The 14,309-nt window shown below is 68.9% G+C and carries 14 protein-coding genes; 9 read left to right on the forward strand and 5 right to left on the reverse strand.

All coding sequences use genetic code 11. The features are described 5' to 3' along the window. Position 1: 1 nt before the first annotated feature. Positions 2-328, reverse strand: a complete 327-nt coding sequence (locus AWC31_RS33805) for a hypothetical protein (protein WP_165766099.1) — start codon at positions 326-328, stop codon at positions 2-4. Positions 329-449: 121 nt separating this feature from the next. Here AWC31_RS33805 and AWC31_RS33810 point away from each other — a divergent pair, with 121 nt between their 5' ends. The 3 genes from AWC31_RS33810 to AWC31_RS33820 are packed head-to-tail and all read left to right on the forward strand — an operon-like array spanning position 450 to position 3,934. Continuing rightward, positions 450-947 carry a lipoprotein LpqH gene (locus AWC31_RS33810; protein ID WP_085149790.1) on the forward strand — a complete coding sequence of 166 codons (498 nt, stop codon included), beginning with the start codon at positions 450-452 and terminating at the stop codon, positions 945-947. Positions 948-1,004: 57 nt separating this feature from the next. After that, positions 1,005-2,735 (forward strand): hypothetical protein, encoded by a 1,731-nt coding sequence (locus AWC31_RS33815; RefSeq protein ID WP_085149980.1) that lies wholly within the window; start codon positions 1,005-1,007, stop codon positions 2,733-2,735. Next, the gene (locus AWC31_RS33820) at positions 2,717-3,934 is read left to right on the forward strand and encodes a CHAT domain-containing protein (protein WP_085149792.1); all 1,218 of its coding nucleotides are present in this window, start codon (positions 2,717-2,719) and stop codon (positions 3,932-3,934) included. Before AWC31_RS33815 ends, AWC31_RS33820 begins: the two co-directional genes overlap by 19 nt. A 3-nt stretch (positions 3,935-3,937) precedes the next feature. Here the strand turns inward: AWC31_RS33820 and AWC31_RS33825 are convergent, their stop codons facing one another. Next, entirely contained in the window at positions 3,938-4,378 is a 441-nt protein-coding gene (locus AWC31_RS33825; protein ID WP_374214047.1) for a hypothetical protein, read from the reverse strand. A 76-nt stretch (positions 4,379-4,454) separates the two neighbouring features. Between AWC31_RS33825 and AWC31_RS33830 the strand changes: the two genes are divergently transcribed. Together AWC31_RS33830 and AWC31_RS33835 are read left to right on the forward strand one after the other, a co-directional pair. After that, on the forward strand, positions 4,455-5,786 hold the full coding sequence (locus AWC31_RS33830; protein WP_207626472.1) for a hypothetical protein: 1,332 nt from the start codon (positions 4,455-4,457) through the stop codon (positions 5,784-5,786). A gap of 5 nt (positions 5,787-5,791) precedes the next feature. Next, the gene (locus tag AWC31_RS33835) at positions 5,792-6,877 is read left to right on the forward strand and encodes a hypothetical protein (protein WP_110775405.1); all 1,086 of its coding nucleotides are present in this window, start codon (positions 5,792-5,794) and stop codon (positions 6,875-6,877) included. Positions 6,878-6,884: 7 nt separating this feature from the next. Here the strand turns inward: AWC31_RS33835 and AWC31_RS33840 are convergent, their stop codons facing one another. The 3 genes from AWC31_RS33840 to AWC31_RS33850 form a co-directional block, all read right to left on the reverse strand. Further along, positions 6,885-8,219, reverse strand: a complete 1,335-nt coding sequence (locus AWC31_RS33840) for an alpha/beta hydrolase (RefSeq protein WP_067852951.1) — start codon at positions 8,217-8,219, stop codon at positions 6,885-6,887. A gap of 74 nt (positions 8,220-8,293) precedes the next feature. Then, positions 8,294-11,608 (reverse strand): bifunctional lysylphosphatidylglycerol synthetase/lysine--tRNA ligase LysX, encoded by a 3,315-nt coding sequence (gene lysX, locus AWC31_RS33845; RefSeq protein ID WP_085149794.1) that lies wholly within the window; start codon positions 11,606-11,608, stop codon positions 8,294-8,296. Positions 11,609-11,674: 66 nt separating this feature from the next. Next, entirely contained in the window at positions 11,675-12,010 is a 336-nt protein-coding gene (locus AWC31_RS33850; RefSeq protein WP_067852949.1) for a DUF1844 domain-containing protein, read from the reverse strand. 243 nt (positions 12,011-12,253) lie between these two features. Between AWC31_RS33850 and infC the strand changes: the two genes are divergently transcribed. Genes infC through AWC31_RS33870 form a run of 4 tightly spaced genes read left to right on the forward strand, consistent with a single transcriptional unit; the run spans position 12,254 to position 14,289 of the window. Beyond that, positions 12,254-12,865, forward strand: coding sequence for a translation initiation factor IF-3 (gene infC, locus AWC31_RS33855; protein ID WP_234790945.1), 612 nt, complete (start codon positions 12,254-12,256; stop codon positions 12,863-12,865). Positions 12,866-12,888: 23 nt separating this feature from the next. Continuing rightward, positions 12,889-13,083, forward strand: coding sequence for a 50S ribosomal protein L35 (rpmI, locus tag AWC31_RS33860; protein ID WP_067852730.1), 195 nt, complete (start codon positions 12,889-12,891; stop codon positions 13,081-13,083). Positions 13,084-13,123: 40 nt separating this feature from the next. Next, positions 13,124-13,513, forward strand: a complete 390-nt coding sequence (gene rplT, locus AWC31_RS33865; protein ID WP_067852728.1) for a 50S ribosomal protein L20 — start codon at positions 13,124-13,126, stop codon at positions 13,511-13,513. Between the two features lie 23 nt (positions 13,514-13,536). Further along, positions 13,537-14,289 carry a TrmH family RNA methyltransferase gene (locus AWC31_RS33870; protein ID WP_085149796.1) on the forward strand — a complete coding sequence of 251 codons (753 nt, stop codon included), beginning with the start codon at positions 13,537-13,539 and terminating at the stop codon, positions 14,287-14,289. The last annotated feature ends 20 nt before the right edge of the window (positions 14,290-14,309 follow it).

Below are 14,309 nucleotides of genomic sequence, written 5' to 3' on the forward strand. Positions count from 1 at the left end.
CTCAGGACTTCTCGCTGTCGTCGTCCCGCATCGACTGCCGGATCTGCTCGAGACGCTCGGCCGCGGCCCGTTGCCTGGCGTCGTACTGCTCCTCGACCGCGCGGCCTTCGGGGGTGTCGGCAGCCAGCTCCGACGCCCCGATCGAGGTGCCGTAACGGGTTTCGATCTTCTCCCGCACGGACTCGAACGTCGGCACACCGGCCGGGGTGTAGCCGGTCTCGGGCGAATGGGATGTCGGCGTGGGGATCGAGCCTGTCGCGGGTGGGACGACCTCGCCTTCGACGACGGTTTCGTCAGATTCCGCGGACTGCTCGGGCTGCTCCGTCATGAATTCACCGTACCCGCGGCGACCGACTTTTCTTGGGATCGGTAGCCGGTCGGCCCGCCTTGACTGAGGGCACGACGGAGCCATCGGGGCGACGCGGAACACGAATGGAAGGACGACGAAGATGAATCGAGTCATCGCAGGCGCCATGGGACTGCTCGCGACCGGCGCAGTGCTGGTGGGCTGCTCGGACGACAAGGCCGAGCCGGTGTCCTCGGGCGACAAGCCCGCAGCGGCCGCTGGTGCATCGGAGGTCAGCACGGGCGGCAACACCCAGGTCAAGGTGGACGGCAAGGATCTGGCCGGACTCGACGTCAACTCGGTGACCTGCGTCAAGCAGGGCGGCAAGATCAACGTCGCGAGCGCCGCGATCGGTGGTCAGCAGGGGCTCGGGGTCGTGATGACCGACGAGGCGACACCGAAGGTCGAGTCGCTCGGCCTGGTCTACGACGGCAGCGCGCTGGCCGTCAGCGAGAACATGGGCGTCAAGGTCGGCTCAGCCGAGGTCAAGGTCGACGGCGACACCTACACGATCACCGGCGAGGCCTCCGGGGCCGACATGAAGAACCCGATGGCCGGGATGATAAACAAGCCGTTCACCATCACGGTGACCTGCAGCTGACCCATCCCGACGGCGGCGGGCACCCGGTGGGTGCCCGCCGCTTCCTATGATGCGACGGTGACGATCGTCGGGGAGTTGGACCGCGCCCGTCACCTTGCGCTGGCCGGCGACGAGGGCTCGGCGCGCGACCTGCTGGTCGGGCTCCTGCCGAGGATCGAACGGGCCGACCGCGACGATTACGCGCTGGAGGTGTTCGCCCAGCTGGGTGAGATCTACCTCGTGCGCAGCGCCTATGACGGTGTGGCCGAGAGCATCCGGCGTATCCGCGACTGTCTGGCGATCTACACCGCGATCCGGGCCGGGCGCATGCCCGAAGCCGCGGATCAGGTGACGATGACCGACGCCGAGGTCGATCACATGATCCGCCGGTACGCGCGGCGGGCCGACTTCCTGGACGCCGGACTCGCCGCCGCCCAGGGAGATCATGACAGCGCCGCAACGCATTTGGCCGCGCTGATCGATGCCGATGAAGGTTTCGAGGATCTCGACGTCGAGTACCGACGGCTGGTCTGCCACAGCCGCACATTGGTGGCGGCGGGGTTGTGCGACGACGACCTGTACGCACGCTCGGTCCCGCTGTGGGACGCCGTGCTCGACGACATCGACCGGCCGGGCGACGGCACGGCCGAGACCGATCACCTGTTCGTCACCGGGGCGCTGGGATACGCGCGGTTCTGCGTCGAGTCCGGCCGGCTCGACGAGGCCGAGCCGTGGCTGCGCCGCGCCGGTGCGAGAGCAGAAGCCCGCGGCTGGCAGCTCGCCGCCGCGCGTTGCAAGCTCGAACGGGCCGCGGCGTGCTGGTCGACGGGTGAGTACGCCGAAACCCAACGGCTCGTCACCGAGGCGTACCCGGTGATCGCCGATCACGCCAGGGCACACGACGTATCGCGAAGCTGGCTGTACTTCGGGCTGATCCGTTTGGGTATCGGCGCACTGCAGGAGGCCGACCAGTGCTGGGAGCACGCCGAGCGGCACTGGCGCGAACTCGGCAAACCCCTGCATATCCATCGAATACTGTTGCAGCGCAGTTGGATCGCGATCTTTCGCGGTGCCTTCGCCGAAGCCAGAGACCTGGTGGGCCAGGCCAGGAAATGGCTCGACACGTCACCCCGGCACAGTTGGCTGCAATACGCCCGGCTCGATTCGCACCTCGGCAACATCTGGCGGGCCGAGGCGCTCGCGGAGATGGGACTCGACGGGCTCGGAGAGCCTGGGCAGGACTGGCATCAGGTCGAGGCCAGGCATGCCGCCGGGACCGGCGTCTTCAGCTGCGAGCCCGGCAGTCCCGAGTATCGCAGCGCCATGGTCAAACTCGAGCGGGCCGCCGATCTGAAAGTGCCGGCGGCGCTCGCAGTCGATTCGGTGCGCTACACGATCGGCGATGCCGGGGCCCGCATGCGTTGGGCGAGCAGCGTATCCGCGCCGATGCTGGCCGGTGCGTTCGCAGTCGCCTGGGAGTCCGACAACACCCAGCTGATCTGTGAACTGGTCGAGTATCACAGCGCACGCGGCACTTTCACCCCGGAGCCGGCACCTCAGCAGGCCGGGGACTGGACCGCCACCGCCACCGCCGCGGTTCCCGTCGAAGCGGAGATGGCACCCGAACTCGCGATCGCCGCGGCCGCCGCGCCGGTCGGCGGCAGTGTGCTCACACGACTCGGACCGTTGCCGCCGTTGCGGATGGACCCGCACAGCGCGCCGATCCTGAACCGGTACCGCGAACTCGCGATGCAGCGCTACGGCCGCGAGGTCACGGCACAAGAGACCGAATGGACGACGTGGCCGTGACACAGACCCTGGTGCTGCGGTTCGCCGACGTCGGCATCGCCACATACGCGACCCTGCGGGTGGTGGGGGACCCGCAGCGGTCGGTCACCTGGGTGGTCGAGGAACCGTATCTGACTGCGGCCTGCGACGCGCTGGACAACGCGCTGCCCGACCCCTGCGGTTCCGAGACGCCCGCACAGGCCATTCAACGCGCGGTGGCGACCGGGGCTTTCGCCGACCCGGGTGCCGAACTGGATCTGGCCCGTACGCTCGGGGCCCAGCTGATCGGGGTGGCCGGCTGGCAGCTGCTGGCCGACTGCGTCGCATCGCCGCGGGCCGTGCTGTTCGTGACACCGAGCCCGCGGCTCGGCCGGGTGCCGTGGGGACAGTTGGCCGTTCCGGGCCCGGACGGATTCCGGTTGATGGAGCTGGTGGACGTGCTGATGGCGGTGCCACCGAACATCGTGCATGGGCCACGGCGCCCGGCGCGCTGGGCCGAGCGTCGCGACGGCCCGGCGGTCCTGGTCCTCGACCCGCGCATCCCCGGGCAGCGGCCGGATTCCGCGTTGGGTTCGGTGCTGGGGCGGCCGTCGCCGCAGACGCCGCTGGCTCGTCACTTCAGCGGTTTCACCGGTGAACAGGCATTGCCTGCGGTCGCGGATGCCGTGGAACTGTTCCGCCGCACCGACACCGACCGGCGCTGGCTTGCCGAGGCCTGTGCGCGTGCCCCGGCGCGGCTGCTCTACGTCGGGCATGCCAGCGCCGCCGAGCATGACGCCGGCCACGCCGACCGCGCCGCGCTGCACCTGGCCGAGGAACATCCGCTCACCGCGGGCGACGTCATGTCCGTACAGCTGCCCGTCCCGCCGCGCGTGGGGCTGCTGGCGTGCGCCTCCGGCGGGGACTACCGGTTCGACGAGGCCACCGGCCTGGTCGCGGCGATGATCCTGGGCGGTGCGCAGCTGGTCACCGCGACCCTGTGGTCGCTGCCGACGACTGCGGGCTACCGTCAATTCGCACCGCGTCCAACGGATTCCGCCGTCGATCCGATGGCCGACATCGTCGTGGGCGTCGACCTCGCGCATCGCGAGGACGATGCGGGCGTCGCGGTGAACCGCTGGCAACGTGCGCAGTTGCGGCGTTGGCGAGCCGGAGACGCCACCGCGAGCCCGCTGTACTGGGCAGCGCTCGCCACCTTTGCGGTCGACGGCGCCCGCTGACACTCACCCCGGCGATACGCACACTGCGATGGCGCTCTCGTCGCCGGGCCGGAAGTACGTGTCGATCACGCTGCCCGGCGTCACCTTCCGCAACGACGACGCCGGTATCAACGCCGTCTGGTGGGCCGGGAACTGCCCGCCGCCGGGCCTGCTGACCATGAGGTCGAGCTCGACCTCACGAAAATCCTCCCGCATGGCGCCGGTGGGACGCATGCCGGTGACGATCCCGCGGGACCGGATTCCGTTGCGTATCAACGCGAGCTGCGTGCTCGTCAGCAAGCCTTTGCGGATCAGCATGAGGTCGAACTCGGCCACGAGCTCCTCGATGGTCGCCAGTCGCTCGGTGGCCTCGTCGTCGGGGCGAGCGCAGCGGGTACGGCGGGCAGCGGCGAGCACGGCACTGGCGGCCCCACCGCACAGCAAGCACAGGGCGGTGATCATCATGGCGTCGGTCATGCGATGAGCATCGGGCCGGGTGCGAGCTACCGAACCCAAGTTGGGCCGCTCTATCCTGGTGCCGGTGAGCACCGGTTCCGACACAGCGTCCGCCGGCGCGACGGACCGGGTGAACACCGCCCAACCCCGCCGTGCGGTGATCGACCGGGCCTGGCGCGCGATCGGCCCCGGGGTCGAGGTGCTCAGCGGCGACGACGGCGGCCCGTTGCGGCGGACCGTCAAGCGGATCATCGACCCGCTCGTGCTGCGGCTGCGCAGCAACACGCAATACTCGGCGGCCGTGCTCGACGCCGAAGTGGCCGACGCGATGTACGCCACGATCGTGGGGCACACAGCCCAGTTGCGTGCCGCCGCCGCATGGTTCGTCCTGCTCAAGCAGGAGCGACGGCGTCAGCGCATCACGACGGGCAACGCGCAGGAACTGTATTTCCCAGTGTGTTTCGAACTCGCGGTCACCGACGGCGCCCCGGCCGCAGACGCGTCGAGCACCGCGGCCACGGTGCTCGCCGACATCCACGAAGGCCGCGACCGAACCGCGATCGAGGTGCTCAACCGGTACGTGCGCGACCCGCAGGTGCTCGCGAAGCTGCGGCGCCAACTCGATCGCAGCTGGAGCGATGTACAGCCGACGCCCGCCATCACCGGCCCGTTCTTCGCCGGGCTCGCGACGGTGCTCGGCCCGGCCGACAGCCACCGCGCCGCGATGGCGCGCCAGCGCGTGTGGTCGGCCCTGGTCGCCGACGCCACCCCGTACAACCTCGGCGCGAAGGCACGCCGTTCGGTCGGGCTGCCGTGGTCGCTCGTCGACATCGGGCTGTGTTCGATTGCGCCGCAACAGCCTCCGGTGATCGACGGGGAGACCGAGGGGGACCGGCCGCTGGACCGCAGCGTGGTCGATCGGGTGCGGGCAACCCTGCGGCGCGCGCTCGACCGCGACGAGTTGCCCGACGTTCCGCTGCTGTGCGCCGAGGAGGTCGACCGGGCCTGCGCCCCGTGGGGCCTGCTGGCCGAGGACAAGCAGGCCGGCCTGCTCACCGGTATCGAGGTCGCGGTCGATCTGCGGCCGTTGGCGCCGCACACATCGGCCCGATATGAGCTGTCCGGGCGGATCCAGGCGCGACTGGCCAAGGAGGCCTACGTCTTGCACGCCCGTCGCTATCTGGCCGACGGCGGTCCCATCCACCCGCGCCAGCAGCAGGTGGTCGACGATCTCGGCGCGTTCGCCCGGCCGTACCTGAGCCGGCTGTGGGCGCGGTTGCACGGTCGCGACGTCTGGCAGGAATCCTGCGAGGACGTCGATGACATGCGGTCGGTGCTGGAGGGCGTGGCGAGATCGGTGAGTCTCGACCACCGGCAGCGCATCAAGGCGATGCTGGAAGTGCAGGTAGCCGGATGACTTCGATGACACTGCGGATCGACTCCGGCTTGTGGAGCACCGGATCGCTGCCCGACCCGCCACCGCTTCTCGCCCTCCTCGAGGTCAGCGGGGCCGTGCTGTCCTGGACGGTGGACGCCGATCCGGCCGAACCGCCGGTGATCGCGTTCACCGATCCGCTACGGGCCGACTGGCTTTGGCGCGTGCTCGGGGAAGCCGGCCACGTCGCCGTCGTCGATGCCCTGCGGTACCGCCACTCGGGAGAGCCATTCGACCTGACCGGCGTCGCGGTACAGGCAGGCTCGGTGGCCGCGGCCCGCAGACTGGCCATCGGGCACTGGTTGCGGCGTTGGTGGCCGGCCAGTGCTCGCGACGGCATCGCGGCACTCGACCCGGCCGTGTTGGACGCCGAGATCGCGCTGCTGACCGTGGCAGCCGAGGACTACTTCACCGACGACACCCTCGATGCCGAGGTGGCCGGCCTGCTACAGCCGCATATCCCGGCACTGAACGCCCTTGCCGCACAAGGCGACCCGCGGGTAATCGCGATGGTGGACGACTGCCGCGAGCTGGCCGCCGAGATCGGCGTGACCTGGGTCGCCGACATGGCCGACGTGCGGCGCCGGGACGACTACGCCCTGGCGGCCGGGGCCGGCGGATCGTCGTCGCGGGACGCGATCGCCGTCGGCGTCGCGACCGTCAACTGGTCGGCGGTGCCGCCGGGTGTCTTCGACGCGGCTGAGGGCACGGTCGAATGGTCGGTCGTCGCCACGCCCGGAACCGTGAATGTCGTTGTGCACGTCGCGGTGTCGGGTCCGAATCACGCCGCGGGTATCGGCGCGCAGGTACGCTGCGGCGACCATCGTGGCGCCGGGGTGCTCGACGACGCCGGGCGTGCGGTGCTGCCGGTGTTCGGCTCTGATGGTCAAGCGCTGACCGAAACCCAGGCCTGGAACGTGGACTGGTCGTCAGCCGACGTCCGGATCGGCGCGGCCGCCACCGAATCCGCCGAGACCCGGGACCGGGTGCGGGCGTTCGCCCGAGCTCGCCTCGCCGCACCGCGAGACGATGCCTACCTGGCCGAGATCCTGGCCGCCGAATCCGATTACTGAGGCGCTGCTACTTGGCGGCCGTCTGCACGTACGCAGGCGAGGCGGGCTGAGCGGGCAGTCCGATGGCGGGCACCTGCGGCGTCCCGATGGCACCCGCCAGCCAGGGCAGGGCCGCCGAGAACGCGCGGGTGGCGAACGGCCAGTCGTGGGTGCCGGGTTGACTCACCACCGCGCACGCGATGCCGTGCGCAGAACCCAACGCGCACAGCGAGTCTGCGGCACGGGCCTGGTCGTTGGACCGGCCCGCGGGTTTGACGGTCGCCTGCGAGTCGTTGACGTCGAACCAGCCCGCCACGCCCTGGTACTGGCCGTGCCGGTTGATGACCGTGGTCGGATCGAACGCGTCCCAGGCGGCGGCGTTGCCACCGAACAGCCGCTCGATGGTCTGGGCCTTGGTACCCGAATTCGGTCCGAGGTCACCCGCGATGTCGACGAACGCGCTGAAGAGATCGGGGTGCATGACCGCCAGATCGACCGCACACGTGCCGCCCATCGACCAGCCGACGATGCCCCAATTGGCCGCGGCCGGGCTCACCCCGTAGTGGGCATTCATGTACGGCACGACATCCTTGGTGAGGTGATCGGCGGCATTGCCCCGGATGCCGTTGACGCATTCGGTGTCGTTGTTGAACGCGCCGCCCGGGTCGACGAACACGAGCACCGGCGCGTAACCGTGGTGGGCGCCGGCGAATTCGTCCATCGTCTTGATGACGTTGCCCGCCCGCATCCAGTCCGCAGGCGTATTGAACTCGCCACCGATCATCATGACCGTCGGGAGCTTGGGCGGGGGATTGGTCCCGAACCACGCCGGCGGTAGATAGACGTACTCGCCCCGATGCCGGAAACCCGATGCCGTATTGGGGATTTCGACAGGGACGACGGTGCCTTTGACCGGGATCGAGCCCTCCTGCTGCATGGCGGCGACGGTGACCAGATCGGTCTCGTCGGGCAGTGGCCCCGCCGTCAACTGGTTCCACGCGGTCTGAACCCACGGGAAATAGCCCACCCACAGGTTCAGGGCCAGCGCCGCACACAACACGCTGAGCGGGATCGCCAGTGCCGAGGCGCCGCGCCGCCACCACCGGCTACCGCGCCAACCCGCGACCAGAACCACGACGGCCGCCCCGCTCACCGCGACCCACACCCACAGCGACCGCGGCGCCGGGTTACCGGCCAGTCCTTCGCTCTGGATGTACCAGTAGGTGCCTGCCGCGAGAACACCGCCGACGAGGGCGGCCACCGGAAGCCAGACGCGTTGCCAGCGCCAGGCGCGCCAGCCGATCGCGGCGATCAGGACCGCGACGGTGACGGCCTGCACAGTCGTCGGGACCCAGCCGTGCATCAGCGACAGATGGTGGTTGAAGGTCACCGGCTAATCGTGGCCGCAGATCCTTGCGGTCGGCTGTGAGCTTGCTGTCACCGCGGTTTGGCCAACGGGAACGGCAAGGTTTCGCGGATGCTGCGCCCGGTGATCAGCATGACCACGCGGTCCACTCCCATGCCGAGCCCGCCGGTCGGTGGCATCGCGTACTCCATGGCCTGCAGGAAATCCTCATCGAGTTCCATGGCCTCCGGATCGCCGCCCGCGGCCAGCAGTGACTGCTCCTGGAGCCGGCGCCGTTGCTCGACCGGGTCGGTGAGTTCGCTGTACGCCGTGCCCAACTCGACACCCCAGGCCACCAGGTCCCACCGCTCGGCCACTCCGGGGATGCTGCGATGCGGCCGGGTCAGCGGCGACACCGAGGTCGGGAAGTCCTTGTAGAACGTGGGTTCGGTGGTCTGGTCCTCGACCAGGTGCTCGTACATCTCCAGCACCACGGCACCGGCGTCCCAGTGCGTGAGATACGGAATGCCTGCGGAATCGCACAGCCGGCGCAGCGTCGCCAGGTCGGTTTCGGCGGTGATGTGCTCGCCGATGGCCTCCGATACCGCGTCGTGCACGGTCTTGACGGCCCACTCGCCCGAGATGTCGACAGGTTCGAGCACGCCGTCTTCCCGCGGCCGCAGGAAGACGTGCGCCCCGTTGGCGGCCTGTGCCGCGTTCTGGATGAGTTCGCGGCAGCCGTCGATCCAGACGTGGTAATCGGCGTGGGCCTGGTAGGCCTCCAGCAGCGTGAACTCCGGGTTGTGGCTGAAGTCCACGCCCTCGTTGCGGAATGCCCGCCCCAGCTCGAAAACCCGCTCGACCCCGCCCACGCACAACCGCTTGAGGTAGAGCTCCGGCGCGATCCGCAGATACAGATCGAGGTCGTAGGCGTTGATGTGGGTCAGGAACGGTCGGGCGTTGGCGCCGCCGTGGATCTGCTGCAGGATCGGGGTCTCCACTTCGAGAAAACCCTTGGCGTACAGCGTTTCCCGGATGGCATGCAGCGCACCGCTGCGAGCCCGGATGAGATCACGGGCCTCGGTGTTGACGGCAAGGTCCACGTAGCGGGCCCGCACCCGCGCCTCCTGGTCGGTCAGGCCCTTCCATTTGTCCGGCAGCGGGCGCAGGCATTTGCCGATCAGCCGCCACCTGGTCACGATCAGCGACCGGGTGCCGTTGCGGCTCACACCGATCGATCCGGTCACCTCGACCAGGTCGCCCAGATCGATGGTCGCGGTGAAGTCGGCGGTGTTTCCATCGGTCAGCTGCGAATTGTCCAGCAGGAGTTGCACTTCACCCGACCAGTCGCGCAACTGCGCGAACAGCACGCCACCGTAGTCGCGTACCCGCAGCACGCGGCCCGCCACCGTCAGGGCCTCGCCGTCGGCGGTGTCGAGCGCGGCCGCGACGGTGTGGCTCGGAGCCTGGCCGACCGGGTAGGCATCGACACCCTTGTCCTGCAACGCCTTGAGCTTGGCCATGCGTACGCGCACCTGTTCGGGCAGCCGTGGCGGCTCGGTGTCGTCGGTGGTGTCGGCTTCGATCCCGGCCATGTCGGGCGTGCTGCCGTCGCGGTGCAACCGTCCGGACTGGACGAGATCGGCCGGTGCGGCGACATGGTCGCCGGTGTGCTGCTTGTTGCGCCGGGAGAACGGCAGCACGAGAAAGCCTTCGGCGATCACCGACGCCACTCCGACCCGGGGGACCAGGCGGGCGTCCTCGTAGCACGCGTAGCGCGGCACCCATTCCGGCTGGTATTTCATGTTCGAGCGGTACAGCGTCTCCAGCTGCCACCACCGCGAAAAGAACACCAGCAGCCCGCGCCACATCCGTGCCACCGGCCCGGCACCGAGCTGGGCACCCTGCTCGAAGGCCGATCGGAACATCGCGAAGTTGAGCGAAATACGGCTGACCCCAATGTCTTCGGACTGCATGCACAGTTCGCTGACCATGAGCTCGATGGTGCCGTTCGGGGATTGTGGCGAGCGGCGCATGACGTCGAGCGAGACGCCGTTCGAACCCCACGGCACCAGCGACAGCATCGCGACCACAGCGTCTTTGTGCCCGTCGTTCTGTACGGCCTCGACCAGCAGGCAGTCGCCGTCGGCGGGATCGCCCAGCCGGCCCAGCGCCATCGAGAAACCGCGTTCGGTCTCGGTGTCGCGCCAGGCGTCGGCGCGTTCGATCACCGCGGCCATCTCGGCCTCGGACAGTTCCCGGTGGCGCCGGATCCGCACCGAGGCGCCGGCCCGGCGTGCGCGCGTCACGGCTTGGCGCACCGCGCGCATATCGGGCCCGGACAGCCGGAAGTTCTCCGGATGCAGGATGGCCTCGTCGCCGAGCTGCAGCGCGTTGAGCCCCGCCGCACGAAACGCCTCGGCAGCCGTCGAACTCGCACCCATCACGCCCGGTGCCCAACCGTAGGTCTGGCACAACTGCAACCAGGCTTCGATGGCCTGCGGCCAGGCTTTCGGATCGCCGACGGGGTCGCCGCTGGCGAGGCAGACCCCGATCTCCACGCGGTAGGTGACGGCGGCCCGGCCGTTCGGTGCGAACACCACGGACTTGTCGCGGCGGGTCGCGAAGTAGCCGAGCGAATCGTTCTTCCCGTACAGCGTCAGCAGGCCGCGGATGGCCGATTCGTCCTCACCGGTGAGGGCGTTGGTGGCCCGCTGCGACTGGAACAGCACGATCGCCGCGGCGATCAGCGCCAGCGCGCCGAACAGGCCGAAGATGTCGTTGAGGAACGTGTGCGAGTACCCCTCGAACACTTCGGTCGGCACGGTCGCGAAACCGCTGACGCGGTTGATCGCGTAGGGCAGCCGCCATTCCGGCGCCAGTGTGCCGGGGAACAGCTCGAGCAGGCCCCACGCCGCCAGGATGCCGATCGCCATCCCGGCCACGAGCACCACGGCCGATTTGAACAGCGCGCCGCGGCGCACTTTGGCCCAGAACTGGTTGCGGGCCAGCACGAGGAACGCGATCGCCGCGGCGTGGAACACCAGGCCGATCGATTCGCCGACGTCTTCGGCGGCCGTGTTGCCGCCGCCGACGAGGTCGCCGAGGTTCCAGCCGACCGCGCCCACCATGTAGAGCACGAGAATCCACCACGCGATGCGCTTGCGGGCCGCGAGGGCCGCGGCAAGCAAGGCCAGGACGAAGGCCCACGCGAAGCTCGTGTCGGGGAAGTTGAAGACGTAGTCGTTGACGAACTCCCGCGGCACCCTGATGATCCAGCGCACCAGCGGCGAGACGCTCGCGATCAAGGAGAGGGTCGCGATGACACCGACGGTCCAGCCCGCTGCGGCGGGAACCCAGGAGAACCTGGATGTCGGCCGCGTGGTGGCGCGGCTGGTAACGGTCATACGCCGGGAGAATAGGCGCTCAACCCGGGAAAATGGTGGAGCTCACGCGGCCCGACGGGCAACCGGCTACCAGACGGGGCCGGTGTACTTCTCGCCCGGGCCTTTACCCGGTTCGTCCGGGGCGGCGCTGGCTTCCCGGAATGCCAGTTGCAGGCTCTTGAGTCCATCGCGTACCGGCCCAGCGTGTGGCCCCAGGTATTCGGCCGACGCGGTAACCAGACCGGCGAGCGCGGTGATCAGCCGGCGGGCTTCGTCGAGATCTCGGTGCGGGCTGTCATCGGGATCCTCGGCGGACAGCCCGATCTTCTCGGCCGCTGCGCTCATCAACATGACCGCCGCCCGGGTGATCACCTCGACGGCGGGAACATCGGCCAGGTCACGAATGTTATTCGCATCGGTCACGCCTGCTAGACTGTCATGCGCGACCGTCCCGGCGTACGCCAGGGACAGCAAGTGGAGTCCCACTCCCACCGTTGACCACACCGGTTCAACGGTCCGGTCACCAACATCCACGATGTTGGTTCTGCGGTCACCCGCAGGCGGCGCCAGCCGTGATCGGTCGGCATTGGGCCCTGCTTTGAGCAGGGCTTTTCTGTTCTATGGGCAGAAGGTGCGGATGGGGTAGGTCTCCTACACAGACCAACTATAGGAGGCCCCATCAGCACTGAGACCCGCGTCAACGAGCGCATCCGTGTACCCGAAGTCCGCCTGATTGGACCAGGTGGTGAGCAGGTAGGCATCGTGCGCATCGAAGACGCCCTCCGCGTCGCCGCGGATGCCGATCTCGACCTTGTCGAAGTTGCCCCGGACGCCAAGCCGCCCGTGTGCAAGATCATGGATTACGGCAAGTTCAAGTACGAGACGGCACAGAAGGCGCGCGAGTCTCGCAAGAACCAGCAGCAGACCGTCGTCAAGGAACAGAAGCTGCGTCCCAAGATCGACCCGCACGATTACGAGACCAAGAAGGGTCACGTGATCCGCTTCCTGGAGGCGGGGTCGAAGGTCAAGGTGACGATCATGTTCCGCGGACGCGAGCAGTCGCGGCCCGAACTGGGCTTCCGGCTCCTGCAGCGGCTGGGCGCCGACGTCGCCGATTACGGCTTCATCGAGACGTCCGCCAAGCAGGACGGCCGAAACATGACGATGGTGCTGGCACCGCACCGCGGCGCGAAGACTCGCGCCAAGGCGGCGGAGCAGGCCGAGCGCCCGGTCGGGCAGCAGGCCACCCCCGAAGAGCCAGACGTATCGCAGAACTAGATTCACAAGAGAACTGAGGATTCATGCCCAAGGCGAAGACCCACAGCGGTGCCTCCAAGCGGTTCCGCCGCACCGGTACCGGCAAGATCGTGCGGCAGAAGGCCAACCGTCGCCACCTGCTCGAGCACAAGCCCAGCAAGCGCACGCGCCGTCTCGACGGTCGCACGGTCGTCGCGACCAACGACAACGGCCGTATCAACAAGATGCTCAACGGCTAAGTACCGCCCGCTATCCGACGAACGAGAATAGGAACATTCCATGGCACGCGTGAAGCGCGCACTCAACGCCCAGAAGAAGCGGCGCACAGTACTGAAGGCCTCCAAGGGCTACCGTGGCCAGCGGTCCCGGCTGTACCGCAAAGCCAAAGAGCAGCAGCTACATTCGCTGACCTACGCCTACCGGGACCGCCGTGCCCGTAAGGGCGAGTTCCGCAAGCTGTGGATCTCGCGGATCAACGCCGCCGCCCGCGCGAACGACATCACCTACAACCGCCTGATCCAGGGCCTCAAGGCCGCCGGTATCGAGGTGGATCGCAAGAACCTCGCCGAGATCGCCGTGAGCGACCCGACCGCGTTCGCCGCGCTGGTCGAGGCCGCCAAGGCCGCTCTGCCCGAGGACGTCAACGCGCCTTCGGGAGAAGCCGCCTGACGCTCACCGAGCGTTCTGCCCGGGTGGCGGCTGCGGTCAAGCTGCACCGCCACGTCGGGCGCCGCCGCGCCGCACGTTTCCTTGCCGAGGGGCCCAACCTCGTCGAGGCAGCGTTGCGGCGCGGACTCGTTTCCGAGGTGTTCGCCACCGAATCCGCACTCGACCGGTTCGGCGCGATGCTCGACGGCGCCGCGGTGGAGCTGGTCACCGAACGCGCGGCGAAAGCGTTGTCGGACACCGTGACTCCCGTCGGGCTCGTCGCGGTGTGCCGGCTCCCAGAGGTGTCGCTCGACGAGGTTCTGGCCGCCGCGCCGCAGTTGATCGCGGTACCCGTGCAGATCTCCGAGCCGGGCAACGCCGGCACCCTGATCCGGGCCGCCGATGCGATGGGCGCCGCCGCAGTCGTGCTGGCGGGCAACAGCGTCGACCCGTACAACAGCAAGTGCCTGCGCGCCTCGGCAGGCAGCATCTTCTCGATCCCGGTGATCAGCGAACCCGATGAGGCCGGCGCCGTGCAGCGGCTGCGCGCGGCCGGATTACAGGTGCTCGCCACCACCGTCGACGGCGAGGTGGATCTCGACCATGCGGACCTGAGCATGCCGACCGTGTGGTTGTTCGGCCCCGAAGCTCACGGTCTGCCAGGCGAACTCGCCGCGATGGCCGACCACCGCGTGCACATCCCGATGCCCGGCCGTGCCGAGAGCCTCAACATCGCATCGGCGGCGTCGATCTGCCTGTATCAGAGCGCCCGCGCGCACCGGTCCGTCGGAGGTTGACGGTGTGCCGGTGGCGCATA

Origin of the sequence: Mycolicibacterium wolinskyi (genome assembly GCF_002101965.1) — a bacterium.
Taxonomy (GTDB): Bacteria; Actinomycetota; Actinomycetes; order Mycobacteriales; family Mycobacteriaceae; genus Mycobacterium; species Mycobacterium wolinskyi.

Coding starts and splice junctions, on each gene's coding strand:
- AWC31_RS33805 (WP_165766099.1), bottom strand. CDS start 328: ATGACGGAGCAGCCCGAGCAGTCCGCGGAATCTGACGAAACCGTCGTC.
- AWC31_RS33810 (WP_085149790.1), top strand. CDS start 450: ATGAATCGAGTCATCGCAGGCGCCATGGGACTGCTCGCGACCGGCGCA.
- AWC31_RS33820 (WP_085149792.1), top strand. CDS start 2,717: ATGGACGACGTGGCCGTGACACAGACCCTGGTGCTGCGGTTCGCCGAC.
- AWC31_RS33825 (WP_374214047.1), bottom strand. CDS start 4,378: ATGATGATCACCGCCCTGTGCTTGCTGTGCGGTGGGGCCGCCAGTGCC.
- AWC31_RS33835 (WP_110775405.1), top strand. CDS start 5,792: ATGACACTGCGGATCGACTCCGGCTTGTGGAGCACCGGATCGCTGCCC.
- AWC31_RS33840 (WP_067852951.1), bottom strand. CDS start 8,219: ATGCACGGCTGGGTCCCGACGACTGTGCAGGCCGTCACCGTCGCGGTC.
- lysX (WP_085149794.1), bottom strand. CDS start 11,608: ATGACCGTTACCAGCCGCGCCACCACGCGGCCGACATCCAGGTTCTCC.
- rpmI (WP_067852730.1), top strand. CDS start 12,889: ATGCCCAAGGCGAAGACCCACAGCGGTGCCTCCAAGCGGTTCCGCCGC.
- rplT (WP_067852728.1), top strand. CDS start 13,124: ATGGCACGCGTGAAGCGCGCACTCAACGCCCAGAAGAAGCGGCGCACA.